Annotated in this window: 15 protein-coding genes, 1 riboswitch and 1 other annotated feature; of the genes, 10 read left to right on the top strand and 5 right to left on the bottom strand. The window is 35.8% G+C overall.

Translation table 11 applies throughout. The features are described 5' to 3' along the window. Positions 1-207 precede the first annotated feature (207 nt). A complete protein-coding gene (gene crcB / locus AC0IXC_RS17915; RefSeq protein WP_193652119.1) occupies positions 208-564 on the bottom strand; it encodes a fluoride efflux transporter CrcB in 357 nt (118 codons plus the stop codon). Continuing rightward, on the bottom strand, positions 561-965 hold the full coding sequence (gene crcB, locus AC0IXC_RS17910) for a fluoride efflux transporter CrcB (RefSeq protein WP_002143706.1): 405 nt from the start codon (positions 963-965) through the stop codon (positions 561-563). The genes crcB (AC0IXC_RS17915) and crcB (AC0IXC_RS17910) overlap by 4 nt, the downstream gene beginning before the upstream one ends. 54 nt (positions 966-1,019) lie before the next feature. Continuing rightward, a riboswitch (Fluoride riboswitch) is annotated at positions 1,020-1,079 on the bottom strand. A gap of 219 nt (positions 1,080-1,298) precedes the next feature. Between crcB (AC0IXC_RS17910) and AC0IXC_RS17905 the strand changes: the two genes are divergently transcribed. From AC0IXC_RS17905 to tyrS, 5 genes are all read left to right on the top strand, one after another. Then, positions 1,299-2,357, top strand: coding sequence for an endonuclease/exonuclease/phosphatase family protein (locus tag AC0IXC_RS17905; RefSeq protein ID WP_002167413.1), 1,059 nt, complete (start codon positions 1,299-1,301; stop codon positions 2,355-2,357). 34 nt (positions 2,358-2,391) lie between these two features. Continuing rightward, entirely contained in the window at positions 2,392-3,894 is a 1,503-nt protein-coding gene (locus AC0IXC_RS17900; protein WP_471653103.1) for a DUF4077 domain-containing protein, read from the top strand. 210 nt (positions 3,895-4,104) lie between these two features. Next, positions 4,105-4,500 carry an SET domain-containing protein gene (locus tag AC0IXC_RS17895; RefSeq protein WP_000573650.1) on the top strand — a complete coding sequence of 132 codons (396 nt, stop codon included), beginning with the start codon at positions 4,105-4,107 and terminating at the stop codon, positions 4,498-4,500. A gap of 386 nt (positions 4,501-4,886) precedes the next feature. After that, positions 4,887-5,804 (top strand): UDP-N-acetylmuramate dehydrogenase, encoded by a 918-nt coding sequence (murB, locus tag AC0IXC_RS17890; protein ID WP_002016019.1) that lies wholly within the window; start codon positions 4,887-4,889, stop codon positions 5,802-5,804. Positions 5,805-5,911: 107 nt separating this feature from the next. Further along, positions 5,912-6,128 (top strand) — a binding site (T-box leader). A 57-nt stretch (positions 6,129-6,185) separates the two neighbouring features. Beyond that, complete coding sequence (tyrS, locus tag AC0IXC_RS17885; protein WP_471653102.1) at positions 6,186-7,448, top strand: tyrosine--tRNA ligase; 1,263 nt, start codon at positions 6,186-6,188, stop codon at positions 7,446-7,448. Positions 7,449-7,712: 264 nt separating this feature from the next. On the opposite strand, the gene AC0IXC_RS17880 is transcribed toward tyrS, so the two are convergent. From AC0IXC_RS17880 to AC0IXC_RS17870, 3 genes are all read right to left on the bottom strand, one after another. After that, the gene (locus AC0IXC_RS17880; protein WP_002016002.1) at positions 7,713-8,891 is read right to left on the bottom strand and encodes an NAD(P)/FAD-dependent oxidoreductase; all 1,179 of its coding nucleotides are present in this window, start codon (positions 8,889-8,891) and stop codon (positions 7,713-7,715) included. A 44-nt stretch (positions 8,892-8,935) separates the two neighbouring features. Beyond that, entirely contained in the window at positions 8,936-9,376 is a 441-nt protein-coding gene (locus tag AC0IXC_RS17875) for a DUF1641 domain-containing protein (RefSeq protein ID WP_002016003.1), read from the bottom strand. 430 nt (positions 9,377-9,806) lie between these two features. Next, entirely contained in the window at positions 9,807-10,154 is a 348-nt protein-coding gene (locus tag AC0IXC_RS17870) for a winged helix-turn-helix transcriptional regulator (RefSeq protein ID WP_000760478.1), read from the bottom strand. Positions 10,155-10,548: 394 nt separating this feature from the next. Here AC0IXC_RS17870 and AC0IXC_RS17865 point away from each other — a divergent pair, with 394 nt between their 5' ends. The 5 genes from AC0IXC_RS17865 (at position 10,549) to AC0IXC_RS17845 (ending at position 15,232) form a co-directional block, all read left to right on the top strand. Continuing rightward, positions 10,549-11,712, top strand: coding sequence for an MFS transporter (locus AC0IXC_RS17865; protein ID WP_471653184.1), 1,164 nt, complete (start codon positions 10,549-10,551; stop codon positions 11,710-11,712). A 16-nt stretch (positions 11,713-11,728) separates the two neighbouring features. Next, complete coding sequence (locus AC0IXC_RS17860) at positions 11,729-12,568, top strand: aldo/keto reductase (protein WP_002068247.1); 840 nt, start codon at positions 11,729-11,731, stop codon at positions 12,566-12,568. A gap of 123 nt (positions 12,569-12,691) precedes the next feature. After that, positions 12,692-13,630 (top strand): thioester domain-containing protein, encoded by a 939-nt coding sequence (locus tag AC0IXC_RS17855; protein ID WP_016102243.1) that lies wholly within the window; start codon positions 12,692-12,694, stop codon positions 13,628-13,630. Positions 13,631-13,778: 148 nt separating this feature from the next. Beyond that, the gene (locus tag AC0IXC_RS17850) at positions 13,779-14,396 is read left to right on the top strand and encodes a DUF1361 domain-containing protein (RefSeq protein ID WP_471653101.1); all 618 of its coding nucleotides are present in this window, start codon (positions 13,779-13,781) and stop codon (positions 14,394-14,396) included. A 368-nt stretch (positions 14,397-14,764) separates the two neighbouring features. Then, positions 14,765-15,232, top strand: a complete 468-nt coding sequence (locus AC0IXC_RS17845; protein ID WP_002089489.1) for a GNAT family N-acetyltransferase — start codon at positions 14,765-14,767, stop codon at positions 15,230-15,232. The last annotated feature ends 152 nt before the right edge of the window (positions 15,233-15,384 follow it).

The following is a 15,384-nucleotide window of genomic DNA, read 5'->3' as shown; positions in this document are numbered from 1 at the left end:
CTGAAAGACAAGTAGGATCGGCTATTACTTTGGCAGGAGCAAAGAAGTTAGGTGGGAGTCGGACTGCCTGTAAACGCCCGATTGGTGAAGGCTAATAATCAGTGGGTAAGAACAAAACCCCGACTGATTAAAGTTTCACTTTATTTTCCATTCCATATGGCGGGACATACTTCTTATGAAAGAAAGCGACTCAATAGAGTCGCTTTTTTATATTCCACCGAGCTTCATTCCAAGGAATGCGAATAGGATACCAATTATGTAAGTAGTACTTAAATATAAAAGGAATGTGTAAATTTTTTTGCGATTGAGAAGCTGAATGGACTCTAATTTAAGTGTCGAAAATGTGGTGAATGCGCCCATAAATCCAGTTCCTAATAATAATTTCCATTCTGTAGAGACTCCGTTGCCAATTATATACCCGAGTAAAAATGCTCCTGTTATATTAATAAGGAATGTAGCAATTGGAAAGGGTGTTTTATTTCTTTTTTTAAACCAATTGCTAATTGCAAATCGTGTAATCGCACCGAAAAATCCTCCAGTTGCTACTAATAAGGCTTCCATCATAAGTGATCACCTTCCGTAAGTGATTTCTTAATTAAGAAATCACCTAGTGTATAGCCAAGTCCAGACATAATGAGACCGCCAAGTATGCTACATGATACATATAAGAAAGCCGTGCTCCATTCAGAATGATTGATTAATTGCACAGTTTCTACACTAAATGTTGAAAACGTCGTAAAGGAACCGATGAATCCAGTCCCGATGCCTGTGATAACCTCTGAAGGTAAGATGTTTAGCCGGGCGATATACGTAGTTAGCCATGCTAATAAGAAGCAGCCGGCTAAGTTAATGAGTAATGTAGCTAATGGAAAAGAATGATGCCAAAATGTATGAATAGTAAGACCTAAATAATAGCGGGAAAGGGCTCCTAATATGCCGGCGATGCCAACGATAATATAAATCAATTTTCTCACCTCTTTAAATAGCTTGCTCAAAAAAATAGACTCCTACCAGTAGTTATACTGGTAGGAGTCATTAGCTAAGCAGCGGTTATGGCGAACTCCATCGCCTATGATTATTACATATAGTGTACTAAACATTGCGTTTAATTTCCAGTGGAGAAGTTAGTGCATTTTGTATTTATATAATAGTTTAAGATAAGGAATACTTACTTATAAACTAAATATAGTGATATAAGGTTTTCGGTGTGATAAAATATTTCGTATGTCTGTCACTTTTTTATTTAACTGAAAATAAAGAAAAGTAAAATCGTATGTTTTAGAAAAGGAGTCGTTTGTTTGAAAAAGTTATTAAAAATAGTACTTATATGTATTTTAGTAGGTGTGGGAGTTGTAGGTGGGTTTTTAGCTTATATGACACTTACAAAAGAACAGCCGGCTGATGTTATAAGCTTGAAGGTGGAAAACAATAAGGAGCGCGTAATTGCGCATGAAAATGAATTTAAAGTTACAACATTTAATATTGGATATGCTGGACTAGATAAGGATCAAGACTTCTTTATGGATGGGGGAAAAGGGTCTGGTTCAAGTAGTAAAGAACAAACGGAAACTAACTTAAAGAATATGCTTTCGTTTTTACAAAATGAGAATAGTGATTTTGCGCTATTACAAGAAGTAGATATAAAATCAATGCGATCATTTGATGTAAATGGGCATGAATTTTTGAAAAAAGGACTGCCTGATTATACTTCTTCGTTCGGAAAGAACTATGATACAAAATGGGTTCCTGTACCAATCACAAGTCCAATGGGATATGCTGAAGCTGGATTAAGTACATTTTCTAAATATACGGTTCAAACAGCGAAGAGATTTCAGCTTCCTGGAATGGAGCCGTGGCCAAAGCGTTTATTTGATTTAGACCGAGCGATTGTTGAACATAAAATTCCTGTTAATAATGGGAAATTTGTTAGACTCGTAAATTTACATTTGTCTGCTTATGATGAAGGCGGAAAAATTAGAAAGCAGCAAGTGGAGTATTTAAAAGAATATATGAACAAGCATTATAAAAATGGTGATTATGTAATAATGGGCGGAGACTGGAATCAATTAATTTCTAACGCTCAGTTAAGTGATCCGAAGTTCGTGAAAGAGCGTCCTGAGTGGTTAGTAGAGTTACCAAAGGACTTTACTGATGGTGGCTTTAAGTGGGCTGTAGATCCGTCTGTTATGACTGTGAGAGATGATGTGAAGAAATATGTGGAAGGTGAAAATTTCGTCACGATTATTGATGGCTTTATCGTTTCACCGAATGTTGAAATTGTAAATGTACAAGGGAAAGATTTGAAGTTTGAAAATAGCGATCATAACCCAGTGAGTGCGGTATTCAAGCTGAAGTAATCGATACGTATGAGTAGAAGGTGGGGCTTCATATATGGAGTGGTTAAAGAGAACTTGTTTTTCTAACCTTGAGAAAGAATCACAGAAAAATCATTTATTGCTATTTATCACGATGTGTAGTTTCTTCCTTGGGATAATAGCGATTGGGTATTACGGATATATTTTTACAGAGAGAGCAATAGCATTTTTGATGTTTGGTATTTCTATCGTAGTATTTGGAACGCTGCTTACTTTTATAGAAAGTATGGAAGCAATGTATAAATACATCATGACATGTATGCTACTTATTATGTCTTTCATTATGGTACAAGCATTTAATGAAAGCCCAGCTGTATTTCAAATGGTCTATTTTACATTAGCGGTTTCACTTATTTATTTGAGTGAACGTCTTATTTTAATTCTTGGCGGGGTAGCAGTTGTTGTTACATTTATACTTTGTAGTTATTGGCCAAATCAATTTTTTGCGTATACAGCGTCATCTGAAGCTGCAAATTTCGCAAGCTTGTTAGCGATTGTAACGATCGCTATGTGGGGTGTCACAAAGATTGGTTCTAATCTTTTGGCTCGTTTAAGGGATGAGAAGCAAGCGGTGATGAAGAAAGCTCAGGAGTTAGAAGAAACGCAAAGGCTTATTGAGGAAACTGTTGTGAAGTTAGATAGTAATTTCAATCATTTAAGACAAAATATGAATACATCGATGGAGTCAATGAGTGAAATTAACTTTGCTTTTGAAGAAGTAGCAGTGGGAACTCAATCGCAATCAGAGATGATGTCACGTTCAGTAGAAGTATTGAATGATATGGAGGGAAATATTGACCAAATCATCTCTCAAGTAAGAAATGCGTCGATGCGTGTTGATAAAAGTTTGGAAATCTCAAAGGGTAGTGTAAATACTTTAAGAAATTTTGAAGCTAACATGAGAAGTTTAAATGATGTTGTTTCACAATCAGGAACGATATTTAGAGAATTGATGACACAATCGAAACAAATTAATGAAATTGTAGATGTAATCACGAATATTTCAAGTCAGACGAGTTTGCTAGCTTTAAATGCAAATATTGAAGCTGCAAGGGCAGGCGAGCATGGAAAAGGTTTTGCTATTGTAGCGAATGAAGTATTAAAGCTTGCTGAAGAATCGAATCGTTCTGCGGGGAGAATTCAAGGGATTTTGAAGGAGTTTAGTAATCAAGCAAGTAAAGTAGAAGTGCAGGTAGAGAAGTCAGAAAGAGTACAAGAAGAATGTAACGAAATGTTAGCAAGTGTTTTGACGAATGTAACGGATTTAGGGAAGTTTATTGATGCGATTAATGATGTAATGAGGGAGATTGTTGGTCATCAAGAAAGTTTCCAAGCTAAAACGACGAATATCGTAAAGGACGTTACACATGCTTCTAACGTAATTCAACAAACTTCTGCAGCTACGGAAGAAGTGTTAGCGAGTGTTGAAGAAGAAAAGCATCGAAATGATACATCGGTGAAGACGTTACATACTGTTAGCGAGCAAGTGAAGTTGCTAGAAGATATTTTAGAAAAGTAATATCTCTTAAAAGGGTACACCATGTGTGCTCTTTTTTCATTTAAATGAATACTTGATAGTAATTTAATTGCTTTTCTGCGCGTTTTCTGCCAAGCTTAAGGAGATAAACTGAGACTTTAATTAGTGGGGCTATACGCTACTGATTATTAGTTGAACCCCGCAAATAGCGGAATAAAATACTTCAAAGAAAGAATTATATAGGTGACGCATATGATCGAAGTTAAGACTTCTGAACTTAGTGATGGAGAATTTAATAGAGGGGTATTTGCAACTCGTGATATTAAAAAGGGTGAGTTGATACACTCAGCACCAGTTATCTCTTATCCGAATGAACAGCATGAACACATTGAGAAAACGTTACTTGCTGACTACGCATTTGAGTATGGGGTAAATCATACGGCATTCCTGTTAGGATACGGCATGTTATTTAATCATGCATATAATCCGAATGCAACGTATGATATTGTCTTCGAGAATCATACGTTTAACTTCTTTGCTTACAAAGATATAAAAGCGGGAGAAGAGATTCTAATCAATTATAATGGTGAAGTTGATGACGATGAGCTATTATGGTTTGATAAGGAAAAAGAAGAGAACGAAAAATAAGTTAAAAAGTATAGAAAGGGCACATTCTGTGGGATGTGCTCTTTTTTATTGATGAAAATAAAGTAAAGATTACAAAAAAATACCACTTTTCTTTCGTATGGTATAGTAAGATATTGAAGGGTATTACTTTGAAAAGCCTATATATTTTACAAATTGTTGTCTATATGGTTACATGTCAAGTTTAGTAGCCCATTTGGGTTGCTTTATTATGCGATATATATTTTAATATGAGTGGAACCTCTTATAATTTAAGAGGTTTATAGGTGTGCTTTATGTACACTGTATTCACCACGTTAGCTGTTGTTTTGTAATGCATTTTTATGTGGGGATATTATGGACCCGTATATAGCGGGATAAAAAGATTATAGAAATAGAGGAATCGTAAAATGAATATGCACGAGGTTTATAAATATTTAAGTACAGTATTGCCTGAAGGTCATGTGAAGCAAGATGAAATGTTAAAGAATCATACGCATATTAAAGTGGGCGGGAAAGCGGATGTGTTCGTTTCTCCTACGAATTATGATGAAATTCAAGAAGTTATAAAGTATGCGAATCAATACAATATTCCAGTTACGTTTTTAGGAAACGGCTCTAATGTTATTATTAAAGACGGTGGTCTGCGCGGGATTACAGTAAGTTTAATTCATATTACAAATGTTACTGTAACAGGGACAGCGATTGTTGCGGGGTGTGGTGCAGCAATTATTGATGTGTCACGAATTGCATTAGATCACTGTTTAACAGGACTTGAGTTTGCTTGTGGTATACCAGGTTCAGTTGGCGGAGCGTTATATATGAATGCTGGTGCATATGGCGGTGAGGTTGCATATGTGCTAACAGAGGCTGTCGTAATGACAGGTGATGGAGAGCTACGTACTTTAACGAAAGATGCATTTGAATTTGGATATCGTAAGAGTGTATTTGCGAACAATCATTACATTATTCTTGAAGCGAGGTTTGAACTTGAAGAAGGTGTGCGTGAAGAGATTAAGGAAAAGATGGATGATTTAACGTATAAACGTGAATCAAAACAACCTTTAGAGTATCCTTCATGTGGCAGTGTATTTAAGCGTCCACCAAATAATTTTGCGGGTAAGCTTATTCAAGAATCAGGACTGCAAGGTAAGCGAATTGGCGGAGTTGAAGTTTCTTTAAAACACGCTGGATTTATGGTGAATGTTGATAACGGAACTGCACAAGATTATATCGATTTAATTCATTTCGTACAAACAACTGTTGAAGAAAAATTCGGTGTGAAATTAGAGAGAGAAGTAAGGATTATTGGAGAAGATCTACAGTAATCTTTGAATAAAAAACGTATAAAAGTATGAATTATTTCGAAATAACATTTGGGTATTGTTGACAATTTGATTTGGATTCAATATAATGGCTAATAATTTAACAAATAAAATATACGTTGAAAGAGCCCAGTAGCAGTTTGTCACTGTTATTAAAGAGAGCTAGGGGTTGCTGGAACCTAGCACAAACAAACTTGTGAATTACACTCTGGAGTATCTTAGGTAACGCTAAGCGGACTAGCAATCGATATTATTGCTAAGAGTGGTATGAATAGCTATGCTATTTATGCAAACTGGGTGGTAACACGGTGAATAATCGTCCCTATGTCTATTGTAGACATAGGGGCTTTTTTGTTTTCAAAAAAATAAAGGGGATGACAAAAGATGAATATTATTGATGAATTAGAATGGCGCGGTGCTGTGAATCAGCAGACTGATGAAGAAGGTTTACGTGAGTTAGTAGAAGAGAAAAAGATTTCACTATACTGCGGAGTTGATCCGACTGGTGATAGTATGCATATCGGACATTTGATTCCGTTCATGATGATGAAAAGATTTCAATTAGCTGGCCATCATCCGGTTATTTTAATTGGCGGGGCAACAGGAACAATTGGTGATCCAAGTGGACGTCAATCAGAGCGTCAACTGCAAACTTTAGAAGTGGTGCAGCATAATGTAGATGCGTTAACAGCGCAAATGAAAAAGCTATTTGACTTTGGCGGGAATAGCGAAGTGAAGATGGTAAATAACTATGACTGGACACATAAAATAAACATTATCGAGTTTTTACGTGATTACGGAAAAAACTTTAGCATAAATAGCATGTTAGCGAAAGATATTGTCGCAAGTCGTTTAGATACAGGGATTTCTTTCACAGAATTCACGTACCAAATCTTGCAAGCGATGGATTTTCATCATTTATACACAAAAGAAGATGTTCAATTGCAAATTGGTGGTAGTGATCAATGGGGAAATATTACGAGTGGTTTAGATTTAATTCGTAAGTTAGAAGGTCATGAAGCGAGAGTATTCGGATTAACGATTCCATTATTATTAAAATCAGATGGTACGAAGTTTGGTAAATCAGCAGGTGGTGCTATTTGGCTTGATCCGGAAAAGACAACACCGTTTGAATTTTACCAGTTCTGGGTGAATACAGATGACCGTGATGTAATTAAATACTTGAAATACTTTACGTTCTTAACGAAAGAGCGAATTGATGAATTAGCAGCGAAGGTAGAAACAGAGCCTCATAAACGTGAAGCACAAAAAGTATTAGCGGAAGAAATGACGAAATTCGTTCATGGAGAAGAAGCATTTTTACAGGCAGTGAAAATTACAGCAGCGTTATTTAGCGGAGATATTAAGTCGTTAACAGCTGATGAAATTGAACAAGGCTTTAAAGAGATGCCGACATTCCAATCTTCAAAAGAGACGAAAAATATCGTAGAGTGGCTAGTTGATTTAGGAATGGAACCTTCTAGACGTCAAGCGCGTGAAGATATTAATAATGGGGCTATATCTATGAATGGTGAAAAAGTAACGGATGTCAGTAGGGATGTTACTGTAGAAAATTCATTTGATGGACGATTCATCATTATTCGTAAAGGGAAGAAGAACTACAGCTTAGTGGAATTAGGAGAATAGTTCTTGTGAAAGAGCGGAAGTAGGGAAGATATCTACTTCCGCTCTTTTCATATACACAATTTCGACATAAAAAAGTCAGTATATTTTGATAATTAAAGAGGTTATATTATTCTTTTGTCGAATAAATAAGTTAGAGAAAATTACGGATAAAGTGAAACTTTAATCAGTGGGGGATTTTGTTCATCCCCACTGATTATCAGCCCGCAAATAGCGGGATAAAAATAGCCCGAACCATGCAGGGCATGATTCGGGCTTATATTCAGATTAGTATGCTAAGCTGAATAGACCTTTAATGTGTGATAAGTAACGAACGTTACTTGCTTCTTTCATTAATGATGCTGGTAAACCTTTAAGCGGAGTATTGCTTGCTCCGATTGTAGCAACAGCATCTTTACGTCCTAGACTAGCAAGTGTTCCAGAGTTGATAGGTGCGAACTCTTCGAATGCTTTGCCTTCTAGTGCTGCGTATAAGTTGTATCCAATTAACTCACCCATTTGCCAAGCGATTTGTGCAGTTGGTGGGTATGGACGACCGTCTGGAGAGAAGACAACAGCGCTGTCTCCAGCAACGAATACGTCTTTGTGAGAAGTAGATTGTAGATGTGCATCAACAGTTGCACGACCGCGGTTTACTTCAAGACCTGATTCACCAATTAATGGGTTACCTTGTACGCCGCCTGTCCAAACGAATGTGTTAGCAACGATTTTTTGACCGTCTTTTAAGTCGATTTCATTACCAGCAACGTTTGTTACAGGAAGACCTGTTAAGAATGTAACACCGCGTGCTTCTAAGCTAGCAGTTGCACGTTCGATTAAGTGGTCTGGTAATACTGGAAGGATTTTTGGACCTGCTTCAACAAGAAGAAGTTTAACTTCTTTTGGATTTACGCCGTGGCTTTTTGCAAGTTTAGGCATAATGTCAGCAAGCTCACCAACTAGCTCAACGCCAGTTAATCCGCCACCACCGATTACGATTGTAGCATCAGCTTCGTTTTTCGTTTTAGCGTATTCACGAATACGGTCTTCAACGTGTTTGTAGATTTTGTTTGCATCAGCAGCAGATTTTAATACCATGCTGTTTTCTTCTAGTCCTGGAATACCGAAGTAAGCAGTTTTACTTCCTAAAGCAACTACAAGTGCATCGTAAGATAAAGTAGTGCCACCAGCTAGTTTGATTTCTTTGCTATCAACTGAGAATGACTCAACTGTTGCAATTTTAAGATCGATGTCTTTACCTTTGAAAAGCTTTGTAAGTGGCATTGCAATTGCTTGCTCAGCAACGTTACCAGCTGCAAGGCGGTGTAGTTCAGTGATGATTTGGTGCGTTGGGTATTGGTTAATCACTGTAACTTGTGCTTCTGATTTGCTGTAGTATTTACGTACGTTTAAAGCGGCAAGAAGACCGCCATAACCAGCGCCTAAGATGACAATTTGTTTTGACATAGTATGTTATCCCCCGTCTTTACTAATTGTTGTTATAAGTTAAATTATTTATTGTTACGTTCTGCACTAATTTGAAGGTATGCGTTCACAAAGCGGAACATTTTTTGTGCTTGTGGGTCTTTTAGTAATTTTAATAGACCGAACAGGCCGATAACTTCGTTGCTTTCATCAGCACGATCTTTCGCTTCGATAGCAGTTGCAGCCATGCTTTTCACTGTATCTTTTACAGGTTCTACAAGCTCTGTGATTGCACTAACAGTGTCGCTTTTTAATACTTCATCAGTAGCAACAGTTTGAGCGAAGTCATAAGACTTAGTTAAAATGTTAACAAGCTCAGTTAATTTTGGAAGCTGTTCTACTAGTGTTGTTAATGATTCTTGTACCTCAGGTTTTAACAACTGATCAAGTACATCAAGTTGTCCTTGGCTAGCAGAAATTTGTACAGTTTCTTGTTCTGGCTTTGTTTGAGTCATAGTTTCTGGCATCTCCAATTCTCCTTTACGATAGCAATACTCTTATTTTTTATAGGTAAGATAGTAAACACTTGCGAAACTTTATACAAAGTTTCACAAAGCACAATAAAATGCCTTTAAATTTATGACAGCAAGTAAGCTGAAATCATAAATCCAAAACCATAATGTCCTACCTATTATTTATGAACTGTCCGATACATGGCTTGTCCGCATAATGGAAAGTTCCCTTATCGGAAAGTGTATATAATATATATCCTATATTATATACTATATACACGTATGTTAACATAAAAATGATTCCTAATTATTTGATATTGATTCTGTAACCTAGTACTGACAAGGCATGAAAGCGCATAAATTATTTTATCCATCTTAAAAATGTACATATATATAAAGAAAAAAAGGAGGAAATGGACAAATTTATGTTCATTTTTTCCTTTTTTTATTGTTCACCTTCTGTAATTAGCATTGATGTGTTACCGCTTTTTTCAAGGTGGCATTCGCCCCAAGTACAAAGAGAATCAAGAATGGATTCTAAAGACCAACCGTAGTCTGTAAGAGAATATTCTACTTTCGGTGGTACTTGATTGTATACCTTTCTTTGAATAACTCCGTCTTCTTCTAATTCGCGTAATTGCTGTGTTAACATCTTTTGTGTAATACCAGGCATGAGACGTTTTAATTCACTCGTTCTCTTTGTACCTTTCGTTAAGTGGCAAAGAATAACGACTTTCCATTTTCCGCCGATAACCTCTAAAGTCGCTTCAACGGGAATATTATATTTCTTCATATAAAAATCTCCTTTGATGAATGTAGATTTCAGTTCTCCAACAAAAGAAGCCAAATAATTTAAATGTTACTAAAAAGTACCTATAGCACTTTAAAGTACGTACTTTTTATCATGTTGAATATGTTCCATAATAGCATACGTAAGAGGGAAATGAGTAGTACGGTACTAAAAAGTGCCTATGTTACTTTTTGGTACCTATCGTACTTTAAAGTGCGTTCTTCAAAAAAAGAGTGAAGCCATTCATAATAGCATATATCAGCAGTAACATTATTTTTGTAGAAGATAAAAAGGCCTTTTTATCATACTATTATGATTGGATTTCTCGCATTAAGGAGGAGTTCAATTGAATTCATATGCAGTATCATCTTCGGCTGTTCAGACAAATCGAAGAAGTATGTTTGCTTTATTAGCGCTAGCAATTAGTGCATTTGGAATTGGTACAACCGAGTTTATTAGTGTCGGTTTATTACCATCTATTTCGGAAGATTTACATGTTTCTGTTACAACAGCGGGTTTAACCGTTTCTTTATATGCATTAGGGGTAGCGTTTGGTGCCCCAGTATTAACGTCATTAACAGCTAGTATGTCGCGAAAGACGTTATTAATGTGGATTATGATTATTTTCATTATTGGTAATGGAATTGCGGCAGTGGCAACAAGTTTTATTGTGTTGCTTATGGCGAGGGTTGTATCTGCGTTTGCACACGGCGTTTTTATGTCGATAGGATCCACAATTGCGGCTGCACTTGTACCAGAGAATAAACGTGCTAGTGCAATAGCATTTATGTTTACTGGTTTAACCGTTGCGACGATTACAGGTGTACCAATTGGAACGTTTATTGGTCAACAATTTGGCTGGAGAGCATCTTTTATGGTGATTGTGGTCATTGGAATTATTGCCTTAGTCGCAAACAGCATGTTAATTCCGTCTAACTTAAAAAAGGGTACACGAGTATCATTTCGTGATCAATTCAAACTTATCACGAACGGAAGACTCTTACTTGTTTTCGTCATTACTGCATTAGGATACGGAGGAACATTCGTAACATTTACGTATTTATCTCCGCTATTACAAGAAGTAACAGGATTTAAATCGAGTACCGTTACAATCATTTTGTTAGTGTACGGGATTGCAATTGCGATTGGGAATATGGTCGGCGGAAAATTATCGAATCATAATCCAATTCGTGCACTATTTTACATGTTCTTTATTCAAGCAATTGTATTATTCGTACTAACATTTACAGCGCCGTTTCAAGTAGCGGGGCTTATCACAATTATTTTTATGGGGCTATTCGCGTTTATGAATGTTCCAGGACTACAAGTGTATGTCGTTATATTGGCTGAGCGTTTCGTGCCGAGTGCCGTTGATATCGCATCAGCAATGAATATTGCAGCATTTAACGCAGGAATTGCTCTTGGGGCTTATTTGGGCGGTATTGTAACGAACTCGTTAGGATTAATTCATACAGCTTGGGTAGGCGGCATTATGGTAGTAGGCGCTGTTATTTTAACAGCTTGGAGTATGAACTTAGAAAAAAGAGATCAAGCAAAATAAAGGAGAGAAAAATATAATGAAAAATTTACAAAGTAAAACAACATTGCATAACGGTGTGGAAATGCCTTGGTTCGGTTTAGGTGTATTTAAAGTAGAAGATGGACCGGAACTTGTAGAGGCTGTGAAAGTAGCCATTAAAGAAGGATACCGTAGCATTGATACAGCTGCGATTTATGGAAATGAAAAAGCAGTTGGAGAAGGCATTCGCGCTGGTATAAAAGAAGCAGGAATTTCTCGAGAAGATTTATTCATTACTTCAAAAGTGTGGAACGCAGATCAAGGATATGAAACGACACTTGCTGCATACGAAGAGAGCTTAAAAAAATTAGAACTAGATTATTTAGATTTATATCTTGTCCATTGGCCTGTTGAAGGGAAATATAAAGATTCGTGGAGAGCGTTAGAAACACTTTATAAAGAAGAACGCGTGCGTGCAATTGGCGTAAGTAACTTCCAAATCCATCATCTGAAAGACGTATTGGAAGGTGCGGAAATTAAGCCGATGATTAACCAAGTAGAGTATCACCCGCGTTTAACGCAGAAAGAACTACAAGCTTTCTGTAAAGAACAAGGAATCCAAATGGAAGCATGGTCACCACTTATGCAAGGGCAATTATTAGATAATGAAACTTTACAAGAAGTTGCTGATAAGTACGGTAAAACAACAGCGCAAATCATTTTACGTTGGGATCTTCAAAATGAAGTTGTAACGATTCCGAAATCAACGAAAGAACAGCGTATTATTGCGAATGCTAATATATTCGACTTCGAATTAACAAAAGAAGATATGGAAAAGATTGATGCTTTAAATCAGAACCACCGCGTTGGTCCAGATCCTGATAACTTTGATTTCTAATAGAGGTAAGTTCAAAGGGTGCAAAAAAGTTTGCACTCTTTTTTGTTTTGTCTATGCATAAAAAACTTTTCTAACTAAATAATACATAGTAGTAAATTTGTTATTTTATAAGGGGTTGTAGACATGAATATAAAACGATCGTTCAAGCTAATGGCCGCTTTTTTGAGTGTTTTATTTGTATTTGCGAACTTATTATTCCCACTTCAAAAGGCATCCGCAGAGGTTATGGATCACACGAAGTATCAAATGGATTGGAGTTATAGTAAGTCAAAGAAAAAACCAATTCGAACAGAGCTTATTAAAACAGCAGATGGCAAAATTGCTTTTTGCTTAAATGTGGATTTGAAATCTCCGAGCGGCCAAGATTTACCTGAAATGGGTAAAGTAGATATTAACGTATACCGTGTACTATTAAACGGGTATCCGCAGAAGAGCCCACAAGAATTAGGTGTTTCCGATTGGAGAGAGGCACATTACGCAACGCAGCTTGCGGTGTGGAATGCGTTAAAACAAATTGATATTAACGATTTAGATTTCCGTAATAAAAATGTAGAAAAAGTAACGAAAGATATCGTTGCGAAAGCAAACGCTAGTGAAGAACTACAAGAAATTACGATGAGTGTAGTACCATCAGAAGAACAACAAGCAGTATTGAAAAATGATTTCTTTGAAACAGGGTTATATACAGTAGAAACAAATGCGAAAAGTGGAACGTATAAGGTGCAAGCAACAGGTGCTCCAGAAGGCGCGAAATTTGCAAATGAAAAAGGCGAAGCGAAAACTGAATTTAATGTAGGAGAGAAATTCCGTATTTTAATTCCGAAACAAACACCAGCGGGTGGATTTAGCTTTAAAGTATCAGGAAATTTAACGAAATTACAAGGGATTGCTCATAAAGGAACACCAACGATTCAAAATGCAGTTGTATTACTTGAGCGTAGTGAAGAAAAAACAAGTCCAGAGTTGGCGGTAAGTTGGAAAAAAGCAAATGGTCATGATAATAAACCAAATAAACCGTATACTCCAAACGAACCACATAAACCAAATCAAGATAAAAGATAAAAGATTAAAGAAAAGCACTGGTATGTTCCAGTGCTTTTTTTGTATGCTTACATTTTTGTAAGGTTGCTGTAATGTATCTAGATTATAGTTTTTACAACATGCTGTTAAAATTAAGAAATAATTTACGATATATAAGGGGAGATACACCGTGAATGAACGTTCAAAGGCGCGAATTAGTTTTTTTATTTACCTGTCTATTTTAATTATTTTTGATATAAAATACTCGTTTATGATTTTGAATATGTTCCTTGCCTTTGCTGCACTAGAACTTTCTTTTTTATTGCCATTATTTAAAGTGAAACAGAAAAGTGAAATACCGGTGAGTAGCCTATTTTATATTATTTTCATACTACTATCACCGAATGTGTTTTACGTAGTAACAGATTTAATTCATCTAAATATATATGAGTTTAATTATAAAAAGGGACTAGTACTTGAAGAGTGGAAAAACTTTTTTGTATTAACAAGTGGAGTCATAATCGCAATTTATTATTACATTCTTATGCTGAAACAAGTGAACAATCTTTTTCAGACGAAATGGAGAAAAGGTATGCTCTTTGTTTTTATATTACTTTCTAGTATCGGGATATTTATTGGAAGGTTTTTGCGTTTCCATTCGATTCATTTATTTACAGAGCCATTATCTTTAGTAAGACAGTTTGTATATGCAATGAATGGATCTTCGGTACTTTTCATTATATGGCTGACGCTTTTACAATGTACGGTTTGGTGGTTATTTGTAGATGTAAAAAGGAGGGGATTATAATCGATAAAGATATTGTAATGTTAACGATAGTACTTATAGCGATTGCTCTATTTCTTTTTATCTCACAAGTCTATATAGCGATCCTTCTGTATAAGTATGAAAAGTCTTGGTGGTGGGGAGGGCTTAGTTTCCTTTTACCGTTTGGACTTAATGTGTACATATATCAAATTATTATATTAGAAAAACGAGTGGGGATATTTTTTGAAAGGTTAAATTCAAGTGAAAGAAAATTATGGAGGAAAATATATTTTCTTGTATTGCTACAATATATGTTCTTGTTTGCATGCTTCGGATTTCTTACATCGCCAGCATTAATGTTTTGATCAGTACGGTATAATGAAACAAGAAATTAGAGAGAGAGATGAAAAATGAAACTTCGTATTTGTGAAATAACGACAGAAAATCGGCATGAAATTGCTAACTTAAAAGTAACAGAACAGCAGCATAAATTTATTGAAAGTACAGTTAAAAATTGTTTAGTTGATGCTGAAACAAAATATAAAGAAGATGCGGTTTCCATAGGTCTGTATGATGGTGATATACCTATTGGGTATGCAATGTATGGCTGGTTTGAGGAAGAAGAAAAGGCTGTATATTTAAATCAATTTGTCATCGATAGTGCATGCCAAGGAAAAGGGTATGCAAAACCATTATTGCGTTTGTTAATGGAGCATTTTACAACAGAATATAATTGCAAAGTTATGTATTTAAGCATACATCCAGAAAACAAACTCGCGCAAAAATTATATGAATCAATTGGGTTCCATTTAACCGGTGAAATTGAGGATGAGTGGTTACACGGAAAAGGATTTATAATGAAACGTATGCTTGATTAATAAAAACCTGTCCGAAAGAATAGTATCTTTCGGACAGGTTTTTATTTTGAGATAGTATTAAATGTTTAAAATATAAACATTAAGATTTTTGGATTTTATTCATAAAATTGTAATATTAATCTAATTGAAATGTCTATCTAACGAGAAAGAAA

Source organism: Bacillus sp. AC266 (genome assembly GCF_979253805.1).
This window is presented reverse-complemented; position numbering and strand designations above follow the sequence as displayed.

Excerpts from the sequence above, each read along its gene's own strand:
- crcB (WP_193652119.1), bottom strand. The coding sequence starts at position 564 with ATGATGGAAGCCTTATTAGTAGCAACTGGAGGATTTTTCGGTGCGATT.
- AC0IXC_RS17900 (WP_471653103.1), top strand. The coding sequence starts at position 2,392 with ATGGAGTGGTTAAAGAGAACTTGTTTTTCTAACCTTGAGAAAGAATCA.
- AC0IXC_RS17895 (WP_000573650.1), top strand. The coding sequence starts at position 4,105 with ATGATCGAAGTTAAGACTTCTGAACTTAGTGATGGAGAATTTAATAGA.
- murB (WP_002016019.1), top strand. The coding sequence starts at position 4,887 with ATGAATATGCACGAGGTTTATAAATATTTAAGTACAGTATTGCCTGAA.
- tyrS (WP_471653102.1), top strand. The coding sequence starts at position 6,186 with ATGAATATTATTGATGAATTAGAATGGCGCGGTGCTGTGAATCAGCAG.
- AC0IXC_RS17880 (WP_002016002.1), bottom strand. The coding sequence starts at position 8,891 with ATGTCAAAACAAATTGTCATCTTAGGCGCTGGTTATGGCGGTCTTCTT.
- AC0IXC_RS17875 (WP_002016003.1), bottom strand. The coding sequence starts at position 9,376 with ATGCCAGAAACTATGACTCAAACAAAGCCAGAACAAGAAACTGTACAA.
- AC0IXC_RS17870 (WP_000760478.1), bottom strand. The coding sequence starts at position 10,154 with ATGAAGAAATATAATATTCCCGTTGAAGCGACTTTAGAGGTTATCGGC.
- AC0IXC_RS17865 (WP_471653184.1), top strand. The coding sequence starts at position 10,549 with ATGTTTGCTTTATTAGCGCTAGCAATTAGTGCATTTGGAATTGGTACA.
- AC0IXC_RS17860 (WP_002068247.1), top strand. The coding sequence starts at position 11,729 with ATGAAAAATTTACAAAGTAAAACAACATTGCATAACGGTGTGGAAATG.
- AC0IXC_RS17855 (WP_016102243.1), top strand. The coding sequence starts at position 12,692 with ATGAATATAAAACGATCGTTCAAGCTAATGGCCGCTTTTTTGAGTGTT.
- AC0IXC_RS17845 (WP_002089489.1), top strand. The coding sequence starts at position 14,765 with ATGAAACTTCGTATTTGTGAAATAACGACAGAAAATCGGCATGAAATT.